This is a genomic window from Bradyrhizobium sp. USDA 3256 (assembly GCF_054058275.1).
Map to the genome: position 1 here is coordinate 5,390,544 of NZ_JBSSAE010000002.1, position 26,368 is coordinate 5,416,911.

Sequence of the window (26,368 nt, forward strand, 5' to 3'; positions counted from 1 at the left end):
AGTCCTCAGATTCCCATGTTGGCGCGATACGCCTTCCAGAAGCCGCGCACCGACGCCTCAGTCACCCGGCTCTCGCCGCTATTGGCGTCGGCGCCCCCCATCTCGAGTACCGCCTGATCCTCGCTTGCACCGGCAATGCCGCGCTGCACGAAGCCGCCGACACAGCCGTCTTCCATCGAGATGTAACCGGCCGGGCCAACCAGATTGCCCTGCTTGATGCGCGTCAGTCGCTGCTCGGGCGTGTCGTCGGCAAAGCCGAGATAAGTCCAGTTCAGATCGGTCCTGTCGATCGCGCGCGGCACGATCTGACGCACCGCGATCGCGTTCTGGATCTGCTGCAGCACGAATGTCGGGAACACCGACAAGATCTGCAGCGTGCAGCCATCGTGATACTCGTCGAAACTTTCCAGCAAGGTCGGATCCGCGAGCTTGTACTCGCTCTCGGACCGCAATTGCTGCTTGGCGTAGTCAACGTCCTTATCCGCCTCACGATCGATTGCCGAATAGCTGACGTGGTGTCCGCCACTCTCATCGACAATTATACCGCCCTTCATCGACAGCCGGTTCAATTCGAAGGTCGTGAAGAAGAGATGCAGGATACTGGCGTGGTAGGAGTCCTTGACGTTTTCCATGTAGAGCTTCCAGTTGTTCGGAAGCGCTTGAGTGAATCGCCCGAGCACCACCGGGGTGCGGCCGCCGAGCACCCGCTCGATGCGGTTCATGATCTCCTCGCCGAGATATTCCTTGATCGATGGCACGTCCTCGGAGAATGAGCCGAATATCAGGCCGTGAATGATCGCGATGCGCAGCTTGCGCGGTCCGTGCTGCTCCATCTTGAACGAGTCGGGCATGCCCCCTTTGCCCTTGATGCCGTCCTTGAAGGCGACGCCCGTCAGGTTGCCCTGCGGGTCGTAATTCCAGGCGTGATACACGCAGCTGAAATCCTTGCGATGCTTGCCGCGGTTTTCGAGACAGATCAACGCGCCGCGATGGGCGCACCGGTTTTCGAACGCGTAGATTTCATTGTCGGTGTCGCGGGTAACGATCACGGGCGTATCGCCGATTTGCGTCGTGAGGAAATCGCCCGGCTCCGCCAGTTCAACTTCCAGCGCGAGATAGTGCCAATTCGGCCCCTGGAAGATCTTGCGCTGCTCCTCAGCGTAGACCGATTGATACTGGAACACCCAATACGGAACGCGGGTGAGCCCCTCCGGCCAGTTGACCGGATTTGCTCGTTCCGGCGGCAAAACGATCTTGTTCATCGGCGCTTCCTCACGCTTGACTTCAAGTCCGATATGTTCGAATATCGAACAAATATCTGTATTTCGAACACTTTGAGCCACTCAAAAACGGCTGTCAAGGTGAGCTCAGCTATGGCGATCGCGGAAACCAAAGAGAGACGTGAAGGGATGGCGGGGCTCGCGAAAGGCCTCGCGATCATCGAGGCATTCTCGGTTCACCCCGTGATGAGCGTCGCCGACGCCGCACGCGCTTCAGGCGCCACACGCGCAGCGGCGCGCCGATGCCTCCTCACCCTGGTCGAGTTGAATTACCTGGAGCTGTCGGGACGAGACTTCCGTCCTCTTCCTCGCTTGCGCAGGCTCGGCGGCATGATGTCCGAGCGCGATAAGCTCGTGCAAATCGCGCAACCGCTGCTGGAGCGCGCCCGCGATGAAGTCGCGGAATCGGTTTCGCTGGCGGTGCTGGACGACAATCAATCGCTCTTCATTGCGCGGGCGCAAGCCGAGCACTACGTCCAGACCGGCGTTCGCGTCGGCGCCTATCTTCCGCTCTATTGCTCGGCGACAGGCCGCATCCTGCTGGGCCGCCATACCGATGACGACATCACGCGGCGACTGAGCCGGCAGCCGATGAGCGCGCGCTCGCCGCGGACGCTGACCACTCTCCCGGACATTCTGTCTGCAATCCGGACCGCCGCGAAGAACGGCTATGCGATCAGCGACGAGGAGCTAGCGCCGGGCATCAGATCGATGGCCGTCCCGGTGCTTGTCGCCGATGGCGACATCGTCGCCGCCGTCAGCGTGAGTGCGGCCACGGCCCGTGTCAAAGTCAACGATCTGCGCAAACGTCTGCTACCTGTGCTACTCAACTGCGCGAACCAGATCGCCCAGCCGTTGAAGGAGCTGCGCTGAAGGCTTCCCGCCGTTCGAACACCGGAGGCCAGCATGCACCGATCCCGGTCCGCGCGACGCACGCGGGAATTATCAACAGTTTACCACCAAGAAGATTGCTGACGCCGAGATCATAGCCAAGTTTTGAATTTGAGTACCAAGCCAACAGCCAGGCCGAGATTGGTCAATTTAGTCAGCAGGGCAAAGTGCCGGCGGCGTGGGTCGATACCCGACTAGACTGGGGCGAAGTGATCAATTTCGCCCAGGGCGTCTCCGGCTAAGCCACTGCCAATCTATTCCCCTATTGGACAGGTGCGCACTTCCCTTGCACTCGCGTGACGGTTGCGGTTGGATAAGGTGGCGCCACATGGAGTGTCGCGAAACATTTCATTGTCCATTTCCTAGGCTGCGGTACGCTGCTCCCTTTCATTGGGAGTATTTTTATTTGGGCGGCGAAGAGCGTCCAAAGAGAAGTCTCTACGGCCCGCGTAAAACGCGAGGCAAGTTTCAGCGATAGCGGGAGCTCAAAGGGCCGGAGGCGTTTCAGAAGACGCGCCGCGACAGAAACCGAAAATGATCGCGGCCTCAAGTTCGTTGCGAGGATCGAAAGCCAGCTCCGCGCGTTGCCAGCGGCTCACGTATCCGGATCTCCCTTCAATTCGTTCGCTGAAGCCGAGCGGGCCTGCAATGCGTTTCTGGGTCGCCTCACCATTGAGGGATGACCACCGTTATCCGCCTCCACCGTCGCGCGGCGGCAATGACGACGCGATCGGCGGGTTAGGAACATGGCCGCGTCTTCCGTAGTTGCCATTGGCGCGAATAAACAACGGAGGGAAGCGCGATGGGACGAGGTGTTTTGCTTTGGCTTTTGGGCGTACCAATTCCTGTGATCATCCTGCTGTGGTTGTTCTTCGGGCGCTGACTACGGCGTAATTGCCGGGCGACGTACGCCAACGCGGTCTACCGGTGCAGATGCCTCGTCAGGTCCCTTGTCAGGTTTGGCGCTTACACTCCCCCGTTTTGGGGAGACTTTTCATATGCTTACTCTTTCGAAGCCCGCGACAGATTTCAAAGCCTCACGCCCGGTGCCCACTCTCGCTACCTTACGCTGTTCAGCATTATCGGCTTGGTCTCGTCCCTTGCGCTCTTGCGATACGGGATCGATATAGCTCCTGGCATGCAGCTGGCGAGCGCCCTTTTTCGCGGACAGAGCGGTTTCCCGCGTGCTCGATTCGGCGGGAAATTGGCTGCATGAACCTATTCCTTCGTCCCACCGTTATAGCCGGTGACGCGATCGAGAACGACTTCGTGGTGCTCCATGAGGACTGCGATGTTGGGAGGACCCGATTGGCGACCGAGCACAGCCCGGCGTTTTGGACCTGCGCCATCAGTGTCCCCCTTGCGGCAGCTCCGGTGGCGCAACTGACCTCGAGCGCGCCAAGAGCCGCTTCCGCGAGGCGTTGGAGCGGTTCTACGCCGGCCTTGCGGACGAGCATCAAGCTCTGGCACGACTCAGATGACGCGGCTAAAGGGCGTTTCGGGCGGTCGGAGGATGACTGATGCTCGTCTATTTTTCATGCCGCCGCTGCGGCACCATTTATTCTGCGATTCAGGAGCGACTCTCGACTCCTGTGACCAGCTCGGGGCTCTTTAGTTGCGTGCGTTGCGGGACGCCGGTCCACCACTGGGCAGGACTCTACAGTTACACTGATTGGAAACGCGTAATGCACGTCGGAGATGGGAATGAGCGCTTTCGCAGACCCTGAAAAAGCCGCCCGCCTCCTCCGCTCGCCTAAAGTCGATGCTAAGATTCACATAGTTCAATTGACGCGCACGCTGATGGGAGGCTCAATTGGCGGATTGCGAACTGCCGCAGAGGTCACCAGTGAATTACGCTGTGCAGGCCAGATTCCTCGTTCGAATGGGAACCACTGGCTGGATGGTTTATGATCGAGAACTCAAGGGGCCAGCGCTGATCAACAATAGCCATTGGGCTGAGAAGCTGACCAAGGAACAAGCCGAATCCGTAAAGGAGAGACTGACAAAGCAGTTCGTCGCCCGGTCATAGGCCCGCTGACGAATTTGTAAATCTCGGGGGCGACGGCTACTGCGAGCCTTGGCGACGACGTTGCCGGACGGCATACGCCAAGGCACAAGCTAACCGGTGCCCATTTCGGGCGGCTCGTCGACCGATCGAATGATCGAGCCCCTTCACCGGCCGTGCAAGTGAACCGCTGCTCGAGATCAGACAGACGCATCTCGTCCAGCCATCTCGCTGCGTCTAGCTGGAGATTGTGGGAGCGATGATAGTCTTTGCAGAGAACAATGATGCGAGTTGCGCCCGTTTCCAGCAATTTGCCGAACGCGATTTTGGTCGGATAGTCGTTCATACGCGCTATTACACCGCTCGCTGCAGCGCCCCGCAATCCCGCGAGCGTTAGCGCATGGGTGGCAGCCTGGCGCGCAAGACGTCGGTCAAACCCATCATTGCCCTCGCCCCTGCGATGCGGACCGATAAGATTTCAGCCATCGCCCATCCGTCAACATGGCGGCCGGAAGAGCGGTAGCTTCTGCATACCTCCGCGGCAGTAATCCGTTTGGAAGATGAACCATGGCACCCACGCCGGCAGCGGGTATTTTAAGCTTGGCAGTGTTGTCGTAGTTTCATGCCAATGCGTGCCGATCAACCGAAAGCTGCTGGAAATCCCGCCCGAGGTCGTCCGCCGGTTCGCCGCGGACATGGAGGCATATCACGCAGAACAGGACGACATCCAACGCGATCGGATCGCGGTCGGCACCAGGCATATGCTGCTGGGGCAGATGCCGGTGGACACCAAGCTGCGGTTGAGCGAGGTCAGGGAATTGCTTGAGTTGATGCGATGAAAACTGTCTGGATCTACACGGACACGGCCAAGAAAATCGGCGATGAGGACCACATCAAGGTCTTCGCTTCGATCGAGGCCGCCGAGAAGTGGTTTGAGGAAAACGCCCCTGAGGGCGTGACATTTGAGTACGCTGTCCTGGAGTGAAAATGGCAAAGGCCTTGCTGCTCTCATTGCAATTGCCGCATTGGCTGATAATCGCAGGAGCCGCGCTGATAGCGGCCGGCTTGATTGGCCTTGTGATCAGCCGACGGCGCTGGGCCAATTTCCGGGGCGAAGCAACCGCAGAGCCAAGTTCTGAGCCGCGTCCCCAATTGTCACCGCTGCCGGATCTTCTTGACTCACGACCACGAAAGGATCGGCGTGAGATTTAAGGGTTGCACGGGTAAAAAAGATGGAGGTGCGGCAGGATCACTGGCTTGTAGCTAGCCACCGTCGGCGCATAGTCGACGAATGATCGAGCAGCGACCAGCTTTCATGGCTTGCAAAAATCCCGGCACCGGCTGGAGGATCGACATTCTGTGGCCCGATGGCGAAACGGAAGTCATCAAGGGCTTTATTACTGAGCACGACGCCGCGAAGTGGATTTCAGAGCACTCGAAGACGTGGCAAGAAAGCCCGGACCAACCGCGCTAGAGCGGTTCGCTCGCGTCCACTCATCGCGACTTCTAGCGGCTTCTCTCAGCGTGCGATCAGCCCGGTTAATCGAGCATGCCCTGGCGTCCGCCAGTACGCGGCGCGGCTTTGGCTCCAAAAGAGCGGAGAGCGGATACTGCTTTAGCGTCGGAATGAAGCCTCATCCCCGTCGTATGAGGTCTCTTGCCCGGGCCTCCCTCCCTTATTGAGCAAGCCGGCGTTCGCGCGCTCGGCGGCGCATCCGTAAATCCACGGGTCGCGACCTTAACGTTAAACCGAAAAACGATGACCGAGCCTGGCGTGGCGTCCTGTAGTCTCAGAGATATTTCATTTTCTCTTCGTCAAAAGCAAATTTTCAAAGTTCAGCGATTTGAATCGATGATCCTGGAATTCGGTATCGCGACCACGATCGTGGGATCTATGCTCGCCTTGTATGCAAGTCGGCATCGTTCGATCATCTTGGAAGCGTGCGCAGGCGCGCTGCTGATTGCTGGACTTACCTGCATTGGCGCGGGGCTCCCGCGTGTTTGACCGCACCGCAGACTGCGAGCGCGTCGCACTCCATCCGCCGGGTCCGATGGCCGATGCCGGCATATCCGCCTTAGCGATGGAATTGATCCCGCGTATCACCCGCGCGCAGATGATGAACGTCCTGTCCTCGCAGGCGGGCAGGCTTGTTGGATGCAGTCCGTGTGCGCTCATCGTGGGGTCCCCTCACTTCGGTGGCGCGATTAATGGCCTTTGCGCTTCTTCATGAGCGCTTTCTCGAACCTCCACGAAAGGGCGGCTCGAAAAGTGCCAACTGAGCATCGCAATATCGATTTGCTCCTTACTATCCTTGAGCGAGAACTGGAGCTCTTTGAGCACGGGCGTCGCCCTGACTATGAGGTTATTCGGGCAATTATCAGCTATTTCGAAGTCTACCCGGAGGTATACCATCATCCTCAGGAAGACTTGATCCTCTCCAAGCTAACGCTTCGCGATCCGAATGCGGCTGCAACCGTCGGTGATCTCGCGCGTGAGCACGCAGACGGAGCTGATCGTTTGCGCCGCTTCGCCAAAACGATCGATGGCGTTCTCGCGGATCGCGAGATTCCTCGACAGGAGGTCGGCCGCATCATACGAGATTTCATAGTGAAGGAACGCCACCATATGATGGTGGAAGAGCGCGACTTCGTCCCGGCAGCCCTCAAGGCTCTTTTGCCCCAGGATTGGCCCGAGGTCGCTTCAGCCCTGACCGATCAAAAAGATCCGCTATTTAGCGACGCCGCTGAAGAGACCTTCGATGCCTTGAGAGCGCATATAATGCGACTAGAGCAAGAGGCTGAAGCGGAACGGCATTGATGCTCTTGCGACCGGGTAGGCACGGCTACCTTGTCTATTGGCCGTAAGAACGATCAAGAAAGTCGAGCGCGCAACCTCCGCTTCGCCTTGAGCACGTCCAGCAGATTGCTCTCAGAGCTTTCGAGCGCTGCACAGCAGGGGGGCATAAGCGAGAGCGAATCCCAGGAATGCACCCGTCCATGCGATACCCGCGATCATCAATAGCGGTATCGAATAGGTCGGATCGACAGCCGCGCATATCCGCGCCAGCGCTGCGATGATGATCGAGGCGTAAACGGCCTGAGTGGCAGTGGATGCCGAGAGCTCCTGCCCCGTATGACCGAGCGACGCCCGTGTCATCACCGCGATCGTCATCGAACCGATCGCACCGCCGGTCCATGCATGGATCCCCGCGCTGGGGGCGACGAGGTCTAGCGAAGATAGCGCCGCCAGCAAAAAGCCGGCAGGCACGAACGCGTAGGCAACATGGAGGATCAGGACGAGCCGGTCCGATATCGTTCGATGGCCGGCCCAGCGAGCAAGGCGGATGACGTGGAGCACTCCGGCAACTCCCAGGGCGCCTGCGACCGCGCGACCGGAAGGAACCACCGCCCATGCAACCAACGCGCACGCACTGACAGCGACCGTCGCCGCGTCGAATCGGCCGAAGGGAACAGGCAGCCGGCCCGGCTTCTGGCGCGAGAGCCAGTTGCGCGTAAAGCTCGGAACGATCCGCCCTCCGATCACACAGACCAGCGTAACGACGAGGGCAATACCCGCCCGTGCTGAATAGTCCGCGACACCATTGAAATGTGCCTCCAAATGGAAAGCGATGTTGGTGGCCGCAAGCAGCGACACGATGCCCACCAGTTTCAGATTGCCCCACTTTCGTCCAGCGATGATCTCGCGGGCGGCTGCGGCGGCGAGCAACAGCAGGAACGCAGCGTCGATCGCAAGCGCGAATTGCCAGCCGATGATGCCTGAGAATGTCGCTGCCAGTCTTCCGGCAAGCCAGGCGCCGAACAGAGCGACGAGTGGACCGCCCTGGATTGGGAGGCGTCCTGTCCAGTTCGGAACGGCGGTGAGCAGGAAGCCTGCTATCACCGCGCCTACATAGCCGAACAGCATCTCATGCACATGCCAGTCCCGTGGTGCGAACGCGGTTGGAAGGCTGACATCCCCCGCGAAGACCGCCATCCACAATGGAACGATTGCGCCGGCATAGATGGCGCCGAACAGAAAGAACGGCCGAAAGCCGTAGGAGAACAGTGCTGGGCCCCGGTAGCCCCTTAACTTCTGCATCGTCGCCATGGACGTCTTCCTTGTTCAGCGGATGTCAGCGAGATCTGGCACGATACCGCGCGATGCGAGTTAATCGCGTCGCCGCGAGTCTTAAGTTGATCTGCGTCAACCTGGCCAGTGACGCTCCGTGGCGGTCGTTTCGGATTTCCGTTCCTCTGGACCCGGGGCCCAACATCACGACTGTAGCCTTGAAGCCGGCGCAAAGGGCCAGACGATGTGTTCTTTTGTGCGCTTGCCTGCGCGACAAGTTGCAGCTGTCTCCGGCTTGACCCCGTGTGTACCCTGCTTTGTCGGAGCTAACTCCTAGTGATAGAGCTTGCGAAGCACTTTGAGGGCCGCGCGTTGTTCGTCAACCTATTGCCGCACTCATTTCCGAAGCTCCTCGGATAGCAACTCGGCGGCGTCGCGCTCAACTTCGTCGAGTATTGCTTCGGCATCGTATCATCACCACCTCGACGTGCCTGACGGGCCCCGGTATTTGAGGCGACAACTTTCAGCGATAGAACGGGAATTGGTCGGACTAGGGTTGTTGATCTATAGCGGATCGCTGGAGACGCATTGACCTGGCTCAAGGCTCGGCGGCTCTTGAATCTTTGGGATATTCCGGGGCGGACTCCTGCGCCATGTAAGCTATTGCAGCATCTTTGCAGCCAAGGCCTTCACCCTCAATCGTTTCATCGAGAGCGTCGGTTTCCAGCTCTGCAATTGCGCTACGTCAACGGTTCAAGCGAGTGATCATGTCAGGATCAATACTTGCTCGGAGCAGCTTACGACATGCGTCGGTTTTTGACCTTGATGATTCGACGGCTGACCTTGCTGGGGTGGCGCGATATCGCATCCGCCCCGTTCGGCTGCGCGATCGAGCTTGCCGCAATCGGCGACGAACGACATTCGCTCGGGTTCCCCTGCATCCGGCGCACTGACGGATGGCTCGATGCTACCACGATGCAGCCGGTCATAATGTCGGCGACACACTGGCGCTATTGGCGGCCTGACGTGCTGCCGATGTGCTGCTGCTGATGATGGCGCGCCTCGGCTCCATCAGTCGGCTGGTCTCTGTCCTGCTTGTCCACTCGCGGACGCCGCGATTGCGGTGGACAGACTTGGACACCGGTCCTTGCCGCTCGCCAGCGCGGCGCTGACGATCGCATCGTCGGCTTCATTGGTATACTTTCATTACTTGGACCCGCCTTGACCATTGACGGGCTCATCGTCGGCGATGGCGCGCCAAGCCGCGCCATCGAGGTCGTCATATTGTCCGCTCTTGAGTGACCAGAGAAAGCCGAGCAGACCGGCAAAGCCAAGTGCGAGAGCGAGCGGCACCAATATGACCAGAACCTCCATCAGACCGTCTCCCTCGCACGCGCCCTCAGCGCATTGAGCATAACGATCACCGACGAACCCGACATCGCCGCCGCCGCGATCAGGGGCGTGACCAGGCCGGCGATCGCGATCGGCACGGCTAGCACATTGTAAACGACGGCAAGCCAAAGATTTTGCCGCATCAGTCGCAACGCCTTGCGGGACACCTTGACCGCGACCACAACCGGCGTGAGCCGCTCACCCAGGAAGACAGCATCGGCGACTGCCTGGCTCATGTGGGTGGCGGTAACGGGCGACATCGAGGCGTGCGCCGCGGCCAAAGCTGGCGCGTCATTCAAGCCGTCGCCGACCATCAATACCTTGCAGCCCTGGCGCGCCAGTTCCTCGATCCGGTCGATCTTGTCGACCGGAGAGACCTCCGCACGCCATTCATGCGCGCCCAGCATCCTTGCCGCATGCCGGACCGCTGGCTCGCGATCCCCGGACACGATCTCGACGGCGATGCCCATGCGGGTCAACGCTGCGATCACCTCCGCCGCGTCCGGCCGCAGCCGCTGCCGAACCGCGAACGCATACCTGCTCTCGCCGTGGCTGAATGCGACGACGGAAGCCTCCGGATCGCGGCACAGAATCTCGTTGGCGAGGTCGTCGGCACCGCAAAATGATGGGCGGCCCAGCCGGATTGGACGCCCCTCATGAAAGCCGTGGACGCCTTGGCCTGGTTCTTCCTGAATGTCGGCCAGCGGCGAAGCCGCGCCCGCCTTGCGCGCGACCGCGGCCGCGACCGGATGGCGGCTCGAGAGTGCCAGCCGGCCCGCAAGCTTCACGACATCGTCCGGGATGTCCGCGAGATTGGCGACATCGAGCTCGGGCAACGTCAACGTGCCGGTCTTGTCGAAGATCACCCGGTCAATCTCGGCGATCCGTTCGATCGCATCGCCGGCGTTGAGCAATACACCCGAACCGAACAGCGCACCGGATGCAACGGTCTGCACGGCGGGAATGGCAAGCCCCAGCGCGCATGGACAGGTGATGATCAGGACTGCAATCGCGGTCACGATCGAATTATGAAAACTTGCGCCATAGGCCAGCCAGCCGAGCATCGTGAGCAACGCGGTCGCGTGTACGACCGGGGCGTAGAGCCTCGAGGCCCGCTCCGCAAGCCGCAGATAGCGCGAGCGCGCCTGCAGCGCGTGATCGAGCAGCCGGCTTATCTCGTCGAGCAACGTTCCGCCCGAGGCCGCCGACGCGCGGACACGCAACGTGCCGGAACGGATCACCGTGCCCGCGAACACCGCGCTGCCGGACGCCGCCATTGTCGGCAAGGTTTCGCCCGTGATCAGGCTCTGATCGACCTCCGAGCGGCCCTCGATCACATTGCCGTCGACCGCGCAGCGCTCGCCGGGCCGCAGCAGCACGATGTCGCCGGGCCGGATCGCGGCTGCCGGGACCGTCTTGATCTCGGTCGGACTGACGAACTTCGTCGCCGTCTCCGCTTTGAGGGCAGCCAGGTTGCCGGCAAAGGCGCGAGTGCGCCGCCGCATGTTCTGGTCGAGAAAACGACCGGCAAGCAGAAACGCGATTAGCATGATCGCGGCATCGAAATAGGCATGTTCGGCGTGGTTTACGGTCTCGATCACCGAGGTCGCCAGCGCGAGCAAAATGCCGATGCTGATCGGCACGTCCATGTTGACGCCGCGCGCCCGCAGCGCTGACAACGCCGACGAGAAGAAGGGCTGCGCGGAGTAAGCGGCCGCCGGCAGCACGATCAGCGCCGAAAGCCAGTGGAAGAAGTCGCGCTGCTCCGGCAGCATGTCGGAGACGTTGCCGGACCATACCGGGACCGACAGCATCATGACATTCATCGCCGCAAAGGCGGCGACACCCAACCGGCGCAACAGGCCTTGCGCACGCCGGGCCTCCTGGGTTTCGGCATCATTCCGCTCGAAGGGATAGGCCTTGTAGCCGAGCTCCGCGAGACGGCTTACGAACAGCGCCGGGTCGAGTGCACCCGCTTTCCATTCCAGTGCAAGGCGACTGTCCGTCAGGTTCACGCGGGCCGAGGTGACGTCCGGTATGGTTGACAAATTGCGCTCGATCTTGGCCATACAGCCCGCGCAATTGATGCCCTCGACTGCGAGATCGAGATGGATGAGCCCGGCGCCCGTGCTCTTCAGATAGTGAGAGAAATCGATATCCGCCTGCATAGGATGCACCTTCAGTTCAGCAGGATTCGATTCTTCGACAGGAACATGCGGCGGCCGTCAGCGTCGCCCTCGATGACGAGGTCCCACTGCCCGGCGGCGACGCCCTCGGCGCGGCCGCTATAGCTCCCACCCCCAGCCTCGGCGATCTCGATCGCCCGGTCTGCGCGACGATCGATCGGCCGCTCGAGCCGAGCGAGGAAACTCATTCCCGTCAGCGGCGTTCCGGCGTGGTCGCGCGCCTCCAGTGCAATTGCGGCGCTGCCGTCAGACCGCCGATCGATATGCGCCTGGACTTGCCAGTTGCGCTCGTTCTGCTGTCTGGCCGCGTCGATCTCGCGCTGATAGGCGAGGCTGGCGCTGTATGCGCTGTCGACCTCGGTGCCCGGAAGAGTCGTAATGGCAAGGCGCATCATGACCATGTTCACACTGATGACGACGGCAAAGAACGCGGTCGTCGTGACCAGGACGAAACGTCCGGTAATGGGTCGCGCGGCTTGACTTGAGACTGCCATGATGAAATTCCGCGCTTAGGGAAGGACGAAGTGGTCGGTCGCGGAGGCGACCTCCCCGAGACCGATATCAGTGACGCGGAATGTGACCGGCACCGACTTTTCCGCTTTTTCATCGAACGGCGCCGTCACCAGCACGCGCAGTTCGGTGGTGGTGTCGCGCGCAAGAACGATCATCGGCCGATCTGGCGTCACGGAGTCCGCACCGATGACGTGTAGCTTCGCTTCGGCCGGTCCATCGACATCGATCGCGATCACACGATCAAAACCGCGCTTGTTGAGAAAGCGCAGCGTGTATCCATTGCGGATCGCGCCGTCGCTGAGACGCACCGCGATCGGGTTGCGGTCGTGCAGCACGTTGATGTCGAGCAGGGTTCGCGACATCAACGCGTAAAGCATCACGGCGCAGACTACGGTAATTAGGCTGGCGTAGACGACGGTACGGGCGCGAACGGGCTTGAAAATCTCCTGCTTGCCGGCGACGCGCCGCTGAACGTTGATATCGTTATCGTATCCGATCAGACCGGTCTTGCGGCTGACCTTGGTCATAACAGCGTCACAGGCATCGATGCACAGGCCGCACTGGATGCAGCCAAGCTGCGCGCCATCGCGAATGTCGATCCCGGTCGGGCACACGGCAACACACTGGTTGCAATCGATACAATCGCCGGCCTTCTCGCCGAGCGAGCGAGTGTCGAACGCCTTCTTGACGGAGCAACGCGGCTCACCGCGATCGTATTTGTATGTGACGTTGAGTGCCCATTCGTCGGTCAGTGCGGCCTGAATCCGCGGCCACGGGCACATATAGACGCAGACCTGCTCGCGCATATAGCCGGCCAGCAAATAGGTCGACGCGGTCAGCATCGCGATCCAGACATAGGCCACCGCCGGCGCTTGAAAAGTCGCAAGATCGCGCACCAGGGTCGGCGCATCGGCGAAGTAAAGCACCCAGGCGCCACCGGTCCACCAGGCGATCATCAGCCAGATTGCGTGCTTCAATGCACGGCGACCGGCGCGCGTTGCGGTCATCGGGCCCGCATCGGCCTTGATCTGGGCGCGGCGGTCGCCTTCGACCAGACGCTCGACCGCATAGAAAAGATCCGTCCAGACCGTCTGCGGGCAGAGATAGCCGCACCAAATCCGGCCACCCAGTGCGTTCATCAGAAACAAGGCGAGAGCTGCGAGCACCAAAAGGCCGGTGAAATAGTAGATTTCCTGCGGCCACAACTCGATGAAGAAGAAATAGAAGCGTCGGTTTGGAAAATCGATCAGGACCGCCTGGTCGGGCGCGCCGAGGCCCCGATGCCAGCGCACGAAGGGCAGCAGATAGTAGACGCCGAGACAGACAGCCATCAGTCGCCATTTGATCGAGCGGAATCGGCCGGAGACGCTCTGCGGGAAAACCTTCTTGCGAGGCGCGTAAAGCGGCCCGTCTTCGTCGGCTATGAGTTCATCAGACGGCACGGGCTTGTTCACGGGTTGCTCGAATGAGGCGCTCGTCGAAACTTACATCCTCGCTCCATGTCCGGGTTTGACCTTGGTCAATGATCCCGGCCCCCACGCGGCGGGCTACTTGCCGCCGCCTAATGAGTGCACATAGACCGCCAGCGCCTTGACGGTGACAGGGTCCAGCCGGCCGACCCAGGCCGGCATGACCCCGGCGCGGCCGTTGGCGATGGTCTCAACCAGGGTCTCCTCGTCGGATCCATAGAGCCAGATCTGGTCGGTCAGGTTCGGCGCACCGAGCTCCGCGTTGCCCTTGCCGTTGTCACCGTGGCAGCTGGTGCAATTCTCAGTGAACAGCTTCTTTCCGGCCGTGGCGTCGAGCTTCGGCGCTGTGGAAAGGCCGGAAAGCGAGCGCACATAGTTGGCGACCGTGACGATCTCCTCTTTCTTGAGAACGCCGTCGCGGCCGAATGCCAACATCTGCCCTTCATGGGTCTTTGCGTGTCCGGACCGTGCACCGAACTGGATCGTCTGCATGATCTGGTCAAGCGAGCCGCCCCACAGCCAGTCGTCGTCGTTCAGGTTCGGATAACCCTTCGCACCGGCGCCGCCGCTGCCGTGACACGGCGCACAATTGTCGGCGAACACGGTCTTGCCGCGGGCACGCGCCAGCGCCAGCAGGGCCGGATCCTTCTCGATGTCGGCCAGCGACGCGTTGCCGAGCACCGCCATCTTCTCGCCGCGCAGCTTTTCGAGATCGGCAAGGTCGGTCGCGACACTGGCGCGGGTGGAATACTGAAACAGACCAGTGGTGTAGCCCGACACCAGCGGCCAAGCCGGATAGACGACCCAGTAACCGATCGCCCAGATGATCGTTGCATAGAATGTCAGGACCCACCACCGCGGCAGCGGCGTGTTCAGTTCCCTGATGCCGTCCCACTCATGACCGGTCGTGCTGCGGCCGGAAACGCGGTCGATCTCATTGTGCTCGCTCATGATCGGTCAGTCCTCCCGCAGCGGCATCCGGGCTGCAGCATCGAAGAGAGATTTGTTGCGGGGCCAGAGTGCGTAGACGACGATGGCTATGAAAATTCCAACGAAGATCGGGGTCCAGAGTGTGCCGACCAGGCACGACGCAAAATTCTCGGCTTGAATGATCGCTTTCATGCTCGTGCCCTCAGCGCAGATTGGCTTTTTCGTTGTAGAGCTTGAAGTCGACGAGCGTGCCGAGCATCTGCAGATAGGCGATCAATGCGTCGAGCTCGGTCGGATTGCCGCCCTTGCCGTCGAAGTTGCGGACCAAGGCCTTCGGATAGCGCTTCTGAAAAGCATCAGAGCCGGGGCTGTCGGGATCGACCTGCGCCTTGATATCGGCGACCGCGTTGGCAATCTGCTCGTCGGTATAGGGTACGCCGACCGCGCGATTGGTCCGCAGATGAGCTATGGCGTCGGACGGGTCGAGTTCCGTCTTGGCGAGCGAGGGGTACCCGGGCATCACCGACTGCGGAACGATCGAGCGCGGATTGATCAGGTGAGTGACGTGCCAATCGTCGGAATATTTGCCACCGACGCGCGCCAGATCCGGCCCGGTGCGCTTGGAGCCCCACTGGAACGGATGGTCGTACATGCTCTCGGCCGCGAGCGAATAGTGGCCATAGCGCTCGACCTCATCGCGCAGCGGGCGGATCATCTGCGAATGGCAGAGATAGCAGCCCTCGCGGACGTAGATGTTGCGGCCGGCGAGTTCGAGCGGTGTATAAGGCCGCACGCCGTCGACAGCCTCGATCGTGCTCTTCAGATAGAACAGCGGCGTGATCTCGACCAGCCCGCCGATCGCAATGACGACGAGAATGCCGACAATCAGGATGATCGAGTTCTTCTCAAAAATCTTGTGTCGATTCCAGAGGGACATTGCGTGACCTATTCGGCAGGCTGGAGAGCGCCGGCGCCCTCGGTTTCACTGGCTCGGCCGGCATTGACCGTCATCCAGAGATTGATGGCCATGATCAGGGCGCCGACCAGGAACAGCGCGCCGCCGGCTGCGCGGATGATGTAAAAGGGGTGCATGGCCTCGACAGATTCGATGAAGGAGTATTCGAGGAAGCCGAGCGAGGTGTAGGCGCGCCACATCAGACCCTGCAGAATTCCCGACACCCACATCGCGGAGATGTAGAGCACGATGCCGATGGTCGAGATCCAGAAGTGCCAGTTGACCAGCTTCAGGCTGTAGAGCTGGCGATTCCAGAGCCACGGGACGAGACAATACAGCGCACCGAACGAGACGAAGCCGACCCAGCCTAGTGCGCCGGAATGCACATGGCCGATGGTCCAATCGGTATAGTGGCTCAACGAGTTGACCACCTTGATCGACATCATCGGACCTTCGAAGGTCGACATGCCGTAAAACGCGACCGACACCACCATCATGCGCAGCACGGGATCGGTGCGCAGCTTGTCCCAGGCGCCCGACAACGTCATCAGGCCGTTGATCATGCCGCCCCAGGACGGCATCCAGAGCATGATCGAGAACGTCATGCCGAGCGTCTGCGCCCAGTCAGGCAGTGCCGTGTAGTGCAGATGATGCGGGCCGGCCCAGATGTAGAGGAAGATCAGCGCCCAGAAATGGATGATCGAAAGCCGGTAGGAATAGACCGGACGCTCCGCCCGCTTCGGAATGAAGTAGTACATGATCGCCAGGAAGCCGGCGGTCAGGAAGAACCCGACCGCGTTGTGGCCGTACCACCACTGGAACATCGCATCCTGCACACCGCCCCAAGCGATGTAGGACTTCGAGCCGAGGAAGGAAACCGGCAGCGCGGGATTGTTGCCGAGATGCAGCACCGCGATCGTGATGATGAACGCCAGGTAGAACCAGTTGGCGACGAAGATATGCGGCTCCTTGCGCTTCACCAGCGTCATCAGGAACACGAGCAGATACGTCATCCAGACGATCGTTAGCCAGAAGTCGGCGTACCATTCCGGCTCGGCGTATTCCTTCGACTGGGTCACGCCGAGCAGGTAGCCGGTGCCGGCGATCAGGATGAAGAAGTTGTAGCCGACCACGACGAACCAGGGCGACAGGTCGCCTGCCAGGCGAGTGCGGCAGGTCTTTTGCACAACATATAACGACGTTGCGATCAGGACGTTGCCGCCGAACGCGAAGATCACGGCCGACGTATGCAGCGGCCGCAGGCGGCCGAATGTCGTCCAGGGCAGATCGAAATTGAGCGCCGGCCAGGCCAGCTGCATCGCGATGATCAGACCCACGGTGAAGCCAGCGATGCCCCAGAACATCGCCATGGCGGACGCGAACTTGATCGGGCCGAAGTTGTAATTGGGACGCCCGCCGATCTCCGCTGGAGGCAGTTGGGCCGGACGGTCAAGGTAGCGATTGCCGATCATGACCACGGAGATCAGGCTGGCGGCACAAGCAAGCGACGCGTGAAAACTGAACGCCGCATCGTGCCCCATCGCCGCGCCCAGAAAGCTAACGAAGGCAAAAACCGCAAGTGCCGATGTCAAGCCGGCTTCGCCCATCGTCATCGACTTTGAAACGGAAGATGGACCAGTCATATGGAAGCTTTCCTTGGATGCGGCGGCGTCATGGCAACCACAATCTCGCCGCCAGCCACTTGATCGGCATCAATGCCTGCGCCATGCCGCGCGCCGCCGGCGCCGCGGCTCAGCGCCGTCAGGGTCAGTTCATTCGGACAGTATTTTGCCGGACTGGCCCGCCTTTCCCGCGCGAGATCCGCGGCGCAGCGAGCCTTCTCATGGCATAGACCGCACACCCGCTGCAGATCACGCAACACATCGCAATGGGACGAAGCGAGCATCTGCGCGGACAGACCTGCATGCTCGAGGCGCTTGCTGAGCAACTCCGGCGAACCTTGCTCGCGGGCAAGCGCACGAAGGTCCGACGTCGAGAGATTGAGCTCGTGAGCGATCTCGTCGACCTCCCTGGCGGTCAACAGATCGAATTCGTGTCGACGCACAAGAAATGCGCGCAAGCGAGCGAGAAGATTCTCGAATTGCGGCGAGCTATTGCCAGCTGATCGGTCGGTCATTTCTCACCCCTTTTGGCTCTCCACCTCTAGCCGAAGGACCCGATTGTCGATTTGATCTTGATCAAGCGCGCGATATCGCGGCAATCGATCGCGACGGCCGTCTATGGGTCGCTAGCCGCCCCACGCCGACGGCAAAGCTGGCGGCGTTCGAAGCTCCATGGAATCGGCAAAGATCGTCCAGTCGCGGACGCCCTTCTGTCTGCAGAAGTCGGCCTCGGCCAGCTGTGCAGCCGCGGAAAGCGAGACCGCGTCGACCTTGAATGCTGCCTGGCAGGCGCGATGTTCGTGGCCGGTATCGTCGCAAACCGTCTTGATGAAACGAACGTCAAATGATGTCATGGCACCCTCGCATGGGCTGATTCCTTGGTTATGCTCTCATTGGTACGAGACGCCCGTATTGATTTGCCGCAACGGAATGCTCTCTGAGGCGCGGCTATCCTCTTGCGGAGGATATCGAAGGCAAGCAGAGCCTTGAACGACCTCGACAACCAGGAATACGAGCGACGCGCTTTTCGCGAGGTACGGCTCACATGGTCAGGAATTACGAACGGACCGGACGAGGTGCTATTTGTGGTGAGATGTCCAGTCTGGGGATGACGGCCGGACTGCCGGTATTGACGTTGTTTTGCCGCTGACGGTCCATCCGGAGGCAACGACCGCGAAGCCCACGATCACAAGGATCGTAATCAATGTTGCTGCGAAGCCCACGAGATCGGCGCTGACCACCGCAGTCGCGATCAACGGGGTCAGAATGATTGCGGGGCGAACGATCATCCTGCCGTCACCTTTGCTGCTTTCCCTGCAGCTGCTCGTTCGTCTTCCGCGGATTGGATATAGAAGCCGGAATAAGTATCGACGTAGCATAGATGATCGTGCACTTCCTTGACGCCCGCGACATTCTCCGCGGCGACAATTGCCGCCTGCCTCGCCCGCTCGTCCATGATGATCCCTCGGAGGTGCACCACGCCGTTGCGCACCGAGACTTGCAGCCCGAGCGGACACCAATTTGCACCGTCGAGTGCCCGCACGATGCGATCGTGGACGTGCTTGTCATCAGCCGTAGGATCCGGGATCTGGTGCGCAATGGACGCGACTGCCCGCAACAGATCGGCGCTTGTCACGAGGCCAACGAGGCGCCCCTCGCGCATCACCGGCAGCCGTTTGATGCCTCTCTTCTCCATGAGATTGACCAGATCAGGCAGGGGCGTTTCTTCCGTCACGGTGATGGGATCACACGACATGATCTCTCCGACCTTCCGCCCGCGCTCGTGGACAAAGTCCGCGGCTGCATAACCGGAGCCGAGAAGGAACTGAAGCCAGCGGCCACGCCGGCGTTGCGTGCCGATCTCGCTTCGCCGCAAGAAGTCGCTCTCCGATAGGATTCCGACCAGTCTTCCAGACGAATCGACCACCGGCAGACCGCTGACATGATGATCCATCATCAGCTTGGCCGCCTCGATGATGGAGGTCTCGGTTCCAACAGTGATGAGATGTCTCGCCATGATCTGATGTGCGCGCATTGCCGCTCTCCTTTCAACGCTTGCAGCAAGCTCACACAAGGTCGGCCCATTCGTCTTGATCTCTCTCAATGCCCGCGTTTGACGGGAATCAAGGCGCCACGACCGATGATCGAAGATGTTGCCAATTAGTCAGGAGACCAAATCATGTTGCAAAACCTGCTCGCCTCAATCGGAGCTCTCGCGATCGTTGTCGTGGCCCTCGTCCGGATGACCTTGCAGGCAAAGCGGCCTTCGCTGAGCCAGCCGGCCGAGTCCCGCCCTGCCCGGCATCATCGCCGTCGCCCGTTCTAGGCCACCGGCGCCGCCTCGACCGTTCGCCCGGAATTTTGACGTGCATCAATGCGGCACGACGCGTCCTGCCAGACGATGCCGCTCCGTCAGGATTGTGCAAATGGCAGACAGAACGGCTTGGCGCCCCATTATCTTCTCGTGTCCGACTACTGGTGATCGCGTCCAAGGCCTGCTTCCCGATGACGCGTCCGGACCTCTGACTGACGATCTGCATTCGATCTCCTGCGCCGCTTGCGATGGCGTCCACTTCATCAACCTGCGAACCGGCGCAGTCGTCGATCCCAAGCGCGGCTAGGTTGATCGCCAGAATCGATGCGGGGCGCTGGAAGATTGAGTTGACGCACATCAACACGCAAGTGCCGCCCATATGGGAAAGCAGGGGCCTCCCCAAACGAAGGATTTTGAACATGACAGACCAAAGTGAAGTCGGTCCCGTCTCCGACGCCATCCAGAGCTACGCAAAGCGGGCGATGGCTGTCCAGTCGGAATTTTCGGAGAAGCTGATCGAGGCGAACCGGCACTGGTTCGAGCAGATCCAGGTCGAATCGAACGAGGCCTGGGAGCTCTTCCGAAGGTTCAATTCCACCGCCTCGGTCGCCGAGAAGATCACAGCGCTGCAGGACTGGGCCAAGGGCGCTACCGCGCGCGGCGCGAACGACGCGACGTACGCGATCGAGACCGCGCGTTCGCTGGGCACGATCGAGCTGAACCTGTTTGCACGAAAGACCAGCGGTGTCGACGAGGCTACTCAGAAGGCCGCCTGATATGCCGGCACGCGACGCTCCAGAGCGCCCAGGGGCCGGCGTCAGCGAGACATGGGAGGGGGTTGCGACGGCCCCCTTCGATCGAGACCTTGAGCTCGCCGTCATCGAAGGTAACACGATTCACAAGCTCGTCTTCCCCTGCCGCCGCATCCTGGGCGGCTGGATGAAGGCGGGGACCATCGACCGCATCCTGGTGCAGCCGACGCATTGGCGTGCCTGGGTCAAATAGGTCGTCCGCCCACTGTCTTGAACAGTGCAGCTAGTAGCAGCACGCCTCCGAACGTTGTAACATCAAATAGGTTGAGGGCTTTGCCGGGGAAATATGTCCGACCGCATCTGGTACCGCTATGGCACTGCCGCGGCAGCGGCCGCACTCGTATTTGCTGTGCGCGCGGGACTAGATAACTATTTCGAGGACCGGACCTTCACGATCATCTTTGTCCCGGCCGTGCTTTTTGCCGCTTTCACCGGAGGCCGCGGTCCGGCGATCCTCACCACCCTGCTCTGCCTCGTCATCAGCGCCAAATTCCTCGGCAGGAGCCTGGTCACTGAACCTGCGAATCTGATCGATATCGCCTGTTTCGCTGTCCTCGGCCCGATCCTCGGCTTTATGGGTGACCGGCTACTGAAGGAGAGCGATCAGGCGCGAAATCGCCAGGCCCATCTGCAGTCGATCCTCGACACGGTCCCTGATGCGATGATCGTCATCGACGACCACGGCATTATTCGCTCCTTCAGCGCTGCAGCCGAGCGCCTGTTTGGCTGGAAGGCGGACCAGGTCGTCGGACAGAACGTTTCGAACCTGATGCCCCAGCCGTATCGCGGCGAGCACGACCGGTATCTCGAGCGTTACCTTACGACCGGCGAGCGGCGCATCATCGGCATTGGCCGTATCGTTGTCGGGGAACGAAGTGACGGCTCGACGTTTCCGATGGAGCTCGCCGTCGGCGAGGCCAAGGTAAGCGGAGAGCGCTTCTTCACCGGCTTTATCCGCGATCTCACCGAGCGTCGAGCGCAAGAACGGCGGCTTCAGGAGCTGCAGTCCGAGTTGGTCCATGTGTCGCGATTGACCGCCATGGGTGAGATGGCATCCTCAATCGCGCATGAGATCAACCAGCCGCTGTCAGCCATCACGAACTACATGCGCGGTGCGAAGGCGCTGCTGGCATCGGAGATACCGGATGCTAGCCGCATTCGGGACGCGCTCGAGCGGGCCGCGCAGCAAGCGCTACGGGCCGGCGACATCATCAAGCGCCTGCGCGAGTTTGTCGCGAAGGGCGAGACCCAACAGTCTCTGGAGAGCCCGGCCACCTTGCTCGAAGAGGCTGTTGCACTGGCGCTGCTCGGCGCCAAGGAGCAGGGCGTCCGGGTAGCGATCCGCAGCGACCGGGACATGCCCCCGATCATCGTCGACAAAATCCAGATTCAGCAGGTAGTGCTCAACCTGGTTCGCAACGCGATCGAGGCGATGGCGTCGGGCCCGCGCCGCGAATTGACCGTCGGCGTCACCAAGACTAGCGGTGTTGCGACGTTTACCATTGCCGATACCGGCCCGGGCATCAGCCCCGATATCGCCGACCGTTTATTTCAGCCCTTTATCACGACCAAGGAGCATGGCATGGGCGTCGGCCTCTCGATCTGCCGGACCATCATCGAATCCCATGGCGGACGCATCGATGTGATGCCAAACGCTGGTGGCGGCACGGTTTTTCAGTTCATCCTCCCGTTCGCGGAGGACGGGGAAGAAGAAGCATGACTACGCGGCGCACAATTCTCGTGATCGACGATGATCCCGCGATGCGGGACTCACTGGCCTTCCTTCTCGACGTCAACGGCTTTGCCGTAACGTCTTATGAGACGGCAACCGATTTTCTCGATCATCTTGCCGGCAGCACAGTCGACTGCATTGTATCTGACATCCGCATGCCCAGCATGAGCGGCCTCGAATTGGTCCGCAAGCTCAAGGCCGACGCGGTCGCATGTCCCGTCATTCTGATGACTGGCCATGGAGACGTCGCACTCGCGGTCGAGGCGATGAAGGCAGGCGCGGTTGACTTCATCGAAAAACCGTTCGAGGACGAGGCGCTGTTGCGTGCAATCGGCGAAGCCTTGCAAACACAGTCGGCGGCCCAGGCCGACTGTACGGTCAAGCGCGAGGCCGAGGCTCGCCTGGTGGATCTCTCGCCGCGCGAACGTGACGTTCTGCGGGGGCTCGTGGCGGGCAAGATCAACAAGGTGATCGCCCACGACCTGGGCATCAGCCCTCGAACAGTCGAGGTCTACCGGGCTAACCTGATGGCCAAGACCAATGTGCGCAGCATGTCGGAATTGATGCGGATCGCGATCGCTGCTGGGCTCTAGACGTCCCAAGAAAGCGATTATTCAAGGCTGCTTGTCCACGGAGATAAAGACCGCCAAGCCCACGCGGGTGAGGCAGGACATGGGCAAGCGCGTCCCGGAATTTCAAGCCATGGACCGCCGCTGTTTCTCTCCAGCGTAAGCGCCGTATCCCTCATCATGGACGCGTTTATCGCCATACGATCCGTGCCGGCCGCAACTTCGCCGACAGCAACCTTGGTGGCATTTTCGACGTTCGCGGCCATCTGCCGCAAGGCCGATGCCCTGGCTTCCTCGGTAGCGCGCCGCCTCTCCTCGTCTTGCCTGGCCTCATCACGCACCTTCTCGGCAGCTCTGGCCTGAACTGCTCGATCGAGCGCGCCATGTCGCCCAGTTCATCGGGCCGCTCGAGCCCCGGTAGCTTCATGTCGAAATCACCCCCGCTCAGGCGGTTGCGAGCGCTCGCCATTGTTACCAGAGCTACCGATATCCGCCGCGCAAGCAGCAGTGTTATAAGCCCGACCGACAACACAAGCGCTCGACGACCCCCTCGCCTTTTCGCTTCACGATCTCGGCAAATGCGACAAAGAGCTGTTTGCCGGTCGGATCCCTGATGTCGCGCAAATCCTTGCCGTCGAGCTCCGGCTTGATCGGGTGCTTGATCATCGTGGGACCGAGGTCGTTGATCCAGTAATAGTCCCCGTTGCCAAATCTTAGCGCGCCGATTCTGGCTGCCGCATTGCGACGCGCGGCGTCGCCGTCCGCTCCGCGGCCGACGGCCGCATCATGCTCCTCCTGCGCAATGCCAAGAGCCAGTTGGGTAAGGCGTCTCAACTCGCTCTGCCGCTGCCCGCGCAAGGCATTTGCCAGATTGCTTGCCTGGATAGCGGCCAGTCCGGTCAGTCCGCAAAAGCTCAGCCCAACAATTGCGTAGATGCGCTGCGCAAGAGAGATCCTGAAATTCATCGCGTTTCACCAACCGATTTGCTGCAAACGGGTTGCCCGATCTGACCTGGGCATGGGCAAAGCAATATGGGCTCGGCTGAGAGCCGGCACAGACTATTGGGCCGCGAGATTTAACTCGCGTCCCCCCTATCGGAATCCTGCAGCAGGGCTCTTTTTCGCATGGCGACGACTGGGACGATCTATCGTTAATCCGATGCAGTGTTGCTTTCTTGCGGCAGGTGACGTCAGCAATGTGAGCCGACGTCAATCACCGATCAGCGCTCCCGCATGCTGTCGCACGGCCGCAAGGCGAACGAGTAGTTGGTCGTGCTGCTGCAGCTTCGTCCTGGCCACTCCGGCCGGACACACAGCGACCAAGCCGCTGATCTGGAGCAGCTGCAGTTCGAGCATCAATAGCACTTGACGGACGGACCGGCGAAATTCCGCTCCGGACGCCACCTCTTCGTAGTTCGCCCGGTGCGATTCCGGAAGTGCACGACGCTCCCCATCACCATGACCCAGTTTAAGTTCGAGAGGAGGAAGCCCATGGCAAGCAAAGCTCCCTTTCGAGCCCATCAATCGCAACGATAGACGCCTATTCCGCCTTGATCCGGATCAAACGAAGTGAGCTGAGGCGGTTCAAGATAGGTGTGATCGCACATTGCTTCGCTGGGTAAAGTCGACCGAACGAGAAAGGGGCATCGATGGACGAGATCACGCATTTCATTGCCCTGCCGTACGACCGGACCGATGGCGACCTTGTTCCGGGCCAGCAAGCCAAGTGCGCCAGCCCAGCCGCGGCGATCGAGCACGCCAAGCACTTATGGAAGACGTTCGGCCACGCTGGTGCTGCCGCAGTCGTCCGTACCGGCCATCCGGGTATGAAAACTACCGTGCTGCGGACATATGGGATGGTGCCAAACGATCTGGAGCAGGAACGGTCTTCTCCTGACTCCCAGTAAAATCAATCTTCGATTTGTTGCGCTAGCTCAAATCGTCGCCCGCCATAGCATGCTTGAATAGAATCATTAGGACGATCGACCTCTCCTCCCTGGGGTTGTATCGATATTCAATGCCCGGCTTTCGCCGGGCATCTTTTTGTCGAACACTGCGCCATATGCGTGGACCAGCGCAGAGCCGAGCCCGCCGCCCTGCTGGCGAGCCACGATCCTGCGGCTCGTGAGGCCGTCGATCTCTTCACATTTCGTGTCGCCGCAGTGGTCGCCGTGATGGCCCCCCTTGCCCGCCTCGATGGTCTGATGTTCACCGGCGGCATCGGCGAGTATGCCCCGGAAATTCCGGCAGCGCAGCTGCGATCGCCTCTCCTGGCTCGGCATCAGCAACGATACGGCCGCAATTGCGCAGGGCGAACAACGCATCGCAGCGAAGGGGCAGCCCGGTCGATGTACTGAGCATTCCGACCGACGAAGAAGTCAGTATTGCGCGGCACAGCCGCAACCTGCTGATCCCGAGCTGCTAGCTCGCAACGCCCTTGGCTTGGCGGCAAGCCGCGAGCGAGTCTGATCCAGGAATCGTTGTGAGACCGCTGCAACGATCTGCTTCAGTCCGTCGCCGCAACCCACATCACAAGCTCGCGCGCGAGGGCGCCGAAAGCTCGATCAAATGCGACTGCCGCCTCAGACGGTGTGAGCGAGTTAATTCCTTCCGATCCCTCAAGAAGCTTTGCGGCCTTTACCTGACCATTTCGATCCACGATCTTCGCGGAGAAGCAGATTGTCGCGCGCGGTTGAGGTCCCTGAGCAATTTCGAATCGGCGCAGGTCTATCAGGAGACGCGGCGCGCCTTCTACGCCGCTGTCGGCGCGCAGAGGCGCATGCTTGACGTCGTAATTCTCGAAGCTCTGCAGCAACCGCGTCTGCACCAGCAAAGGGAGACTATCGCTCCACTGCGCACCGTCGAATCCCTGAGTTTCCTCATCCGGCGTGAACAAAAAGCGCTGGGTCTGGAGGCGGGCGATCGCGGTCGGCTCCGCCATGACCAGCTGCTCGGGCAGATTCGCATGGCGTTGCGCTCCAAAGCTGTCCACCGCGTGAAGGTCATACGCCACCTTGCGCGACGCGGGCGCACCGCCGCCGGTCATGCGTTCCAGCCCGGTCAGGATGCCATCGAGCTTCGGCGTATTGCGCGCGAGTCCTTCGGCGAACGTGCTGAGATTGTCGATCGTGCTGTGCAGCGGGGCGGCATTCTCGGACAGGACGACATCCACCCGACGTAGCGCATCGCGGGCAGCCTGTGTCATGCTCCGTCCAGCCCCCTTTTCGGCCACCAGCGGTTCGCGCGCCAGCGGCGCCTCGGGATTGTCACCGCCTTCCAGCGCGATCACCGGGACACCGGTCAGTCCCTGGAAATCGAGGCCGACGCGCGTATCGCTATGCACCGGCGTGCGCTCAGCGACCGCAATCGTGGCGTGAACCTCGCGCGGGCGGTCTGGAACCAGCTCAAGCGCGGTCACTTCGCCAACGCGGATGCCATTGAAGAGAACACCCGCCCCGACCAGCAGCCCGGGAACCGGATCGGTGAAAACGAGCTGATATGTCTGCCGTTTTCCGATCCCTCCGACATTGTTCAGCCAGTAGACGAAGCCGAACACAGCGACGATCGCCGACAACACGAATGCACCAACGACGATGTAGGGCGCGCGAATTTCCATGTGCGTCTCTCTT

At 60.8% G+C, this 26,368-nt stretch carries 29 protein-coding genes and 1 pseudogene; 13 read left to right on the top strand and 17 right to left on the bottom strand.

All coding sequences use genetic code 11. The features are described 5' to 3' along the window. Positions 1–5: 5 nt before the first annotated feature. A complete protein-coding gene (locus ACVWY5_RS27385; protein ID WP_028332726.1) occupies positions 6–1,262 on the bottom strand; it encodes an aromatic ring-hydroxylating dioxygenase subunit alpha in 1,257 nt (418 codons plus the stop codon). A gap of 111 nt (positions 1,263–1,373) precedes the next feature. Between ACVWY5_RS27385 and ACVWY5_RS27390 the strand changes: the two genes are divergently transcribed. From ACVWY5_RS27390 to ACVWY5_RS27420, 7 genes and pseudogenes are all read left to right on the top strand, one after another. After that, on the top strand, positions 1,374–2,153 hold the full coding sequence (locus ACVWY5_RS27390; protein WP_321176602.1) for an IclR family transcriptional regulator domain-containing protein: 780 nt from the start codon (positions 1,374–1,376) through the stop codon (positions 2,151–2,153). Between the two features lie 2,583 nt (positions 2,154–4,736). Then, complete coding sequence (locus tag ACVWY5_RS27395) at positions 4,737–5,015, top strand: hypothetical protein (protein ID WP_157348332.1); 279 nt, start codon at positions 4,737–4,739, stop codon at positions 5,013–5,015. After that, positions 5,012–5,161 (top strand): hypothetical protein, encoded by a 150-nt coding sequence (locus tag ACVWY5_RS27400; RefSeq protein ID WP_321176601.1) that lies wholly within the window; start codon positions 5,012–5,014, stop codon positions 5,159–5,161. The genes ACVWY5_RS27395 and ACVWY5_RS27400 overlap by 4 nt, the downstream gene beginning before the upstream one ends. A gap of 306 nt (positions 5,162–5,467) precedes the next feature. Continuing rightward, positions 5,468–5,650, top strand: coding sequence for a hypothetical protein (locus ACVWY5_RS27405; protein ID WP_028332731.1), 183 nt, complete (start codon positions 5,468–5,470; stop codon positions 5,648–5,650). 285 nt (positions 5,651–5,935) lie between these two features. Beyond that, positions 5,936–6,181 (top strand): hypothetical protein, encoded by a 246-nt coding sequence (locus ACVWY5_RS27410; RefSeq protein WP_321176600.1) that lies wholly within the window; start codon positions 5,936–5,938, stop codon positions 6,179–6,181. Positions 6,182–6,227: 46 nt separating this feature from the next. Then, positions 6,228–6,380, top strand: a pseudogene (locus tag ACVWY5_RS27415) (NAD(P)(+) transhydrogenase (Re/Si-specific) subunit alpha); the annotation flags it as partial. 23 nt (positions 6,381–6,403) lie between these two features. Then, entirely contained in the window at positions 6,404–6,994 is a 591-nt protein-coding gene (locus ACVWY5_RS27420) for a hemerythrin domain-containing protein (protein WP_063616517.1), read from the top strand. 111 nt (positions 6,995–7,105) lie between these two features. On the opposite strand, the gene ACVWY5_RS27425 is transcribed toward ACVWY5_RS27420, so the two are convergent. The 13 genes from ACVWY5_RS27425 to ACVWY5_RS27485 form a co-directional block, all read right to left on the bottom strand. After that, positions 7,106–8,284, bottom strand: a complete 1,179-nt coding sequence (locus ACVWY5_RS27425) for an NnrS family protein (protein ID WP_028332733.1) — start codon at positions 8,282–8,284, stop codon at positions 7,106–7,108. A gap of 726 nt (positions 8,285–9,010) precedes the next feature. Continuing rightward, positions 9,011–9,166, bottom strand: a complete 156-nt coding sequence (locus tag ACVWY5_RS27430) for a hypothetical protein (RefSeq protein ID WP_198400319.1) — start codon at positions 9,164–9,166, stop codon at positions 9,011–9,013. A gap of 285 nt (positions 9,167–9,451) precedes the next feature. Further along, positions 9,452–9,619 (bottom strand): cbb3-type cytochrome oxidase assembly protein CcoS, encoded by a 168-nt coding sequence (gene ccoS / locus ACVWY5_RS27435; protein WP_028332735.1) that lies wholly within the window; start codon positions 9,617–9,619, stop codon positions 9,452–9,454. Beyond that, a complete protein-coding gene (locus tag ACVWY5_RS27440) occupies positions 9,619–11,805 on the bottom strand; it encodes a heavy metal translocating P-type ATPase (RefSeq protein ID WP_028332736.1) in 2,187 nt (728 codons plus the stop codon). Before ACVWY5_RS27440 ends, ccoS begins: the two co-directional genes overlap by 1 nt. A gap of 11 nt (positions 11,806–11,816) precedes the next feature. Continuing rightward, the gene (locus tag ACVWY5_RS27445) at positions 11,817–12,317 is read right to left on the bottom strand and encodes a FixH family protein (RefSeq protein ID WP_028332737.1); all 501 of its coding nucleotides are present in this window, start codon (positions 12,315–12,317) and stop codon (positions 11,817–11,819) included. Between the two features lie 15 nt (positions 12,318–12,332). After that, a complete protein-coding gene (ccoG, locus tag ACVWY5_RS27450; protein WP_028332738.1) occupies positions 12,333–13,790 on the bottom strand; it encodes a cytochrome c oxidase accessory protein CcoG in 1,458 nt (485 codons plus the stop codon). 93 nt (positions 13,791–13,883) lie between these two features. Then, the gene (ccoP, locus tag ACVWY5_RS27455) at positions 13,884–14,756 is read right to left on the bottom strand and encodes a cytochrome-c oxidase, cbb3-type subunit III (RefSeq protein ID WP_028332739.1); all 873 of its coding nucleotides are present in this window, start codon (positions 14,754–14,756) and stop codon (positions 13,884–13,886) included. Between the two features lie 6 nt (positions 14,757–14,762). Then, entirely contained in the window at positions 14,763–14,927 is a 165-nt protein-coding gene (locus ACVWY5_RS27460) for a cbb3-type cytochrome c oxidase subunit 3 (RefSeq protein WP_028332740.1), read from the bottom strand. A 10-nt stretch (positions 14,928–14,937) separates the two neighbouring features. Beyond that, the gene (gene ccoO, locus ACVWY5_RS27465) at positions 14,938–15,672 is read right to left on the bottom strand and encodes a cytochrome-c oxidase, cbb3-type subunit II (protein WP_028332741.1); all 735 of its coding nucleotides are present in this window, start codon (positions 15,670–15,672) and stop codon (positions 14,938–14,940) included. A gap of 8 nt (positions 15,673–15,680) precedes the next feature. Then, positions 15,681–17,303, bottom strand: coding sequence for a cytochrome-c oxidase, cbb3-type subunit I (gene ccoN / locus ACVWY5_RS27470; RefSeq protein ID WP_028332742.1), 1,623 nt, complete (start codon positions 17,301–17,303; stop codon positions 15,681–15,683). Positions 17,304–17,329: 26 nt separating this feature from the next. Then, positions 17,330–17,827, bottom strand: a complete 498-nt coding sequence (locus tag ACVWY5_RS27475) for a hypothetical protein (RefSeq protein ID WP_051383877.1) — start codon at positions 17,825–17,827, stop codon at positions 17,330–17,332. Between the two features lie 111 nt (positions 17,828–17,938). After that, positions 17,939–18,166, bottom strand: a complete 228-nt coding sequence (locus ACVWY5_RS27480) for a hypothetical protein (protein WP_028332743.1) — start codon at positions 18,164–18,166, stop codon at positions 17,939–17,941. A 431-nt stretch (positions 18,167–18,597) separates the two neighbouring features. Then, entirely contained in the window at positions 18,598–19,347 is a 750-nt protein-coding gene (locus ACVWY5_RS27485; protein WP_028332744.1) for a CBS domain-containing protein, read from the bottom strand. A 698-nt stretch (positions 19,348–20,045) separates the two neighbouring features. On the opposite strand from ACVWY5_RS27485, the gene ACVWY5_RS27490 reads away from it, so the two are divergent. The 4 genes from ACVWY5_RS27490 (at position 20,046) to fixJ (ending at position 22,763) form a co-directional block, all read left to right on the top strand. Beyond that, positions 20,046–20,402 (top strand): hypothetical protein, encoded by a 357-nt coding sequence (locus ACVWY5_RS27490; protein ID WP_028352031.1) that lies wholly within the window; start codon positions 20,046–20,048, stop codon positions 20,400–20,402. Between the two features lies 1 nt (position 20,403). After that, positions 20,404–20,631 (top strand): hypothetical protein, encoded by a 228-nt coding sequence (locus ACVWY5_RS27495; RefSeq protein WP_028332746.1) that lies wholly within the window; start codon positions 20,404–20,406, stop codon positions 20,629–20,631. Between the two features lie 93 nt (positions 20,632–20,724). Next, positions 20,725–22,158, top strand: a complete 1,434-nt coding sequence (locus ACVWY5_RS27500; RefSeq protein ID WP_028332747.1) for a PAS domain S-box protein — start codon at positions 20,725–20,727, stop codon at positions 22,156–22,158. After that, positions 22,155–22,763: a response regulator FixJ gene (gene fixJ, locus ACVWY5_RS27505; RefSeq protein WP_028332748.1), complete on the top strand. Its 609-nt coding sequence runs from the start codon at positions 22,155–22,157 to the stop codon at positions 22,761–22,763. Before ACVWY5_RS27500 ends, fixJ begins: the two co-directional genes overlap by 4 nt. A 166-nt stretch (positions 22,764–22,929) precedes the next feature. On the opposite strand, the gene ACVWY5_RS27510 is transcribed toward fixJ, so the two are convergent. Then, the gene (locus ACVWY5_RS27510; RefSeq protein WP_321176626.1) at positions 22,930–23,208 is read right to left on the bottom strand and encodes a HAMP domain-containing protein; all 279 of its coding nucleotides are present in this window, start codon (positions 23,206–23,208) and stop codon (positions 22,930–22,932) included. Positions 23,209–23,249: 41 nt separating this feature from the next. After that, positions 23,250–23,705, bottom strand: a complete 456-nt coding sequence (locus ACVWY5_RS27515; protein ID WP_028332749.1) for a cache domain-containing protein — start codon at positions 23,703–23,705, stop codon at positions 23,250–23,252. Positions 23,706–24,388: 683 nt separating this feature from the next. Here ACVWY5_RS27515 and ACVWY5_RS27520 point away from each other — a divergent pair. Continuing rightward, the gene (locus ACVWY5_RS27520) at positions 24,389–24,646 is read left to right on the top strand and encodes a hypothetical protein (RefSeq protein WP_028332750.1); all 258 of its coding nucleotides are present in this window, start codon (positions 24,389–24,391) and stop codon (positions 24,644–24,646) included. Positions 24,647–24,901: 255 nt separating this feature from the next. Next, positions 24,902–25,096: a hypothetical protein gene (locus ACVWY5_RS27525; RefSeq protein ID WP_456671780.1), complete on the top strand. Its 195-nt coding sequence runs from the start codon at positions 24,902–24,904 to the stop codon at positions 25,094–25,096. 149 nt (positions 25,097–25,245) lie between these two features. On the opposite strand, the gene ACVWY5_RS27530 is transcribed toward ACVWY5_RS27525, so the two are convergent. Next, positions 25,246–26,355 carry an ABC-type transport auxiliary lipoprotein family protein gene (locus ACVWY5_RS27530; protein ID WP_028332752.1) on the bottom strand — a complete coding sequence of 370 codons (1,110 nt, stop codon included), beginning with the start codon at positions 26,353–26,355 and terminating at the stop codon, positions 25,246–25,248. Between the last annotated feature and the right edge of the window lie 13 nt (positions 26,356–26,368).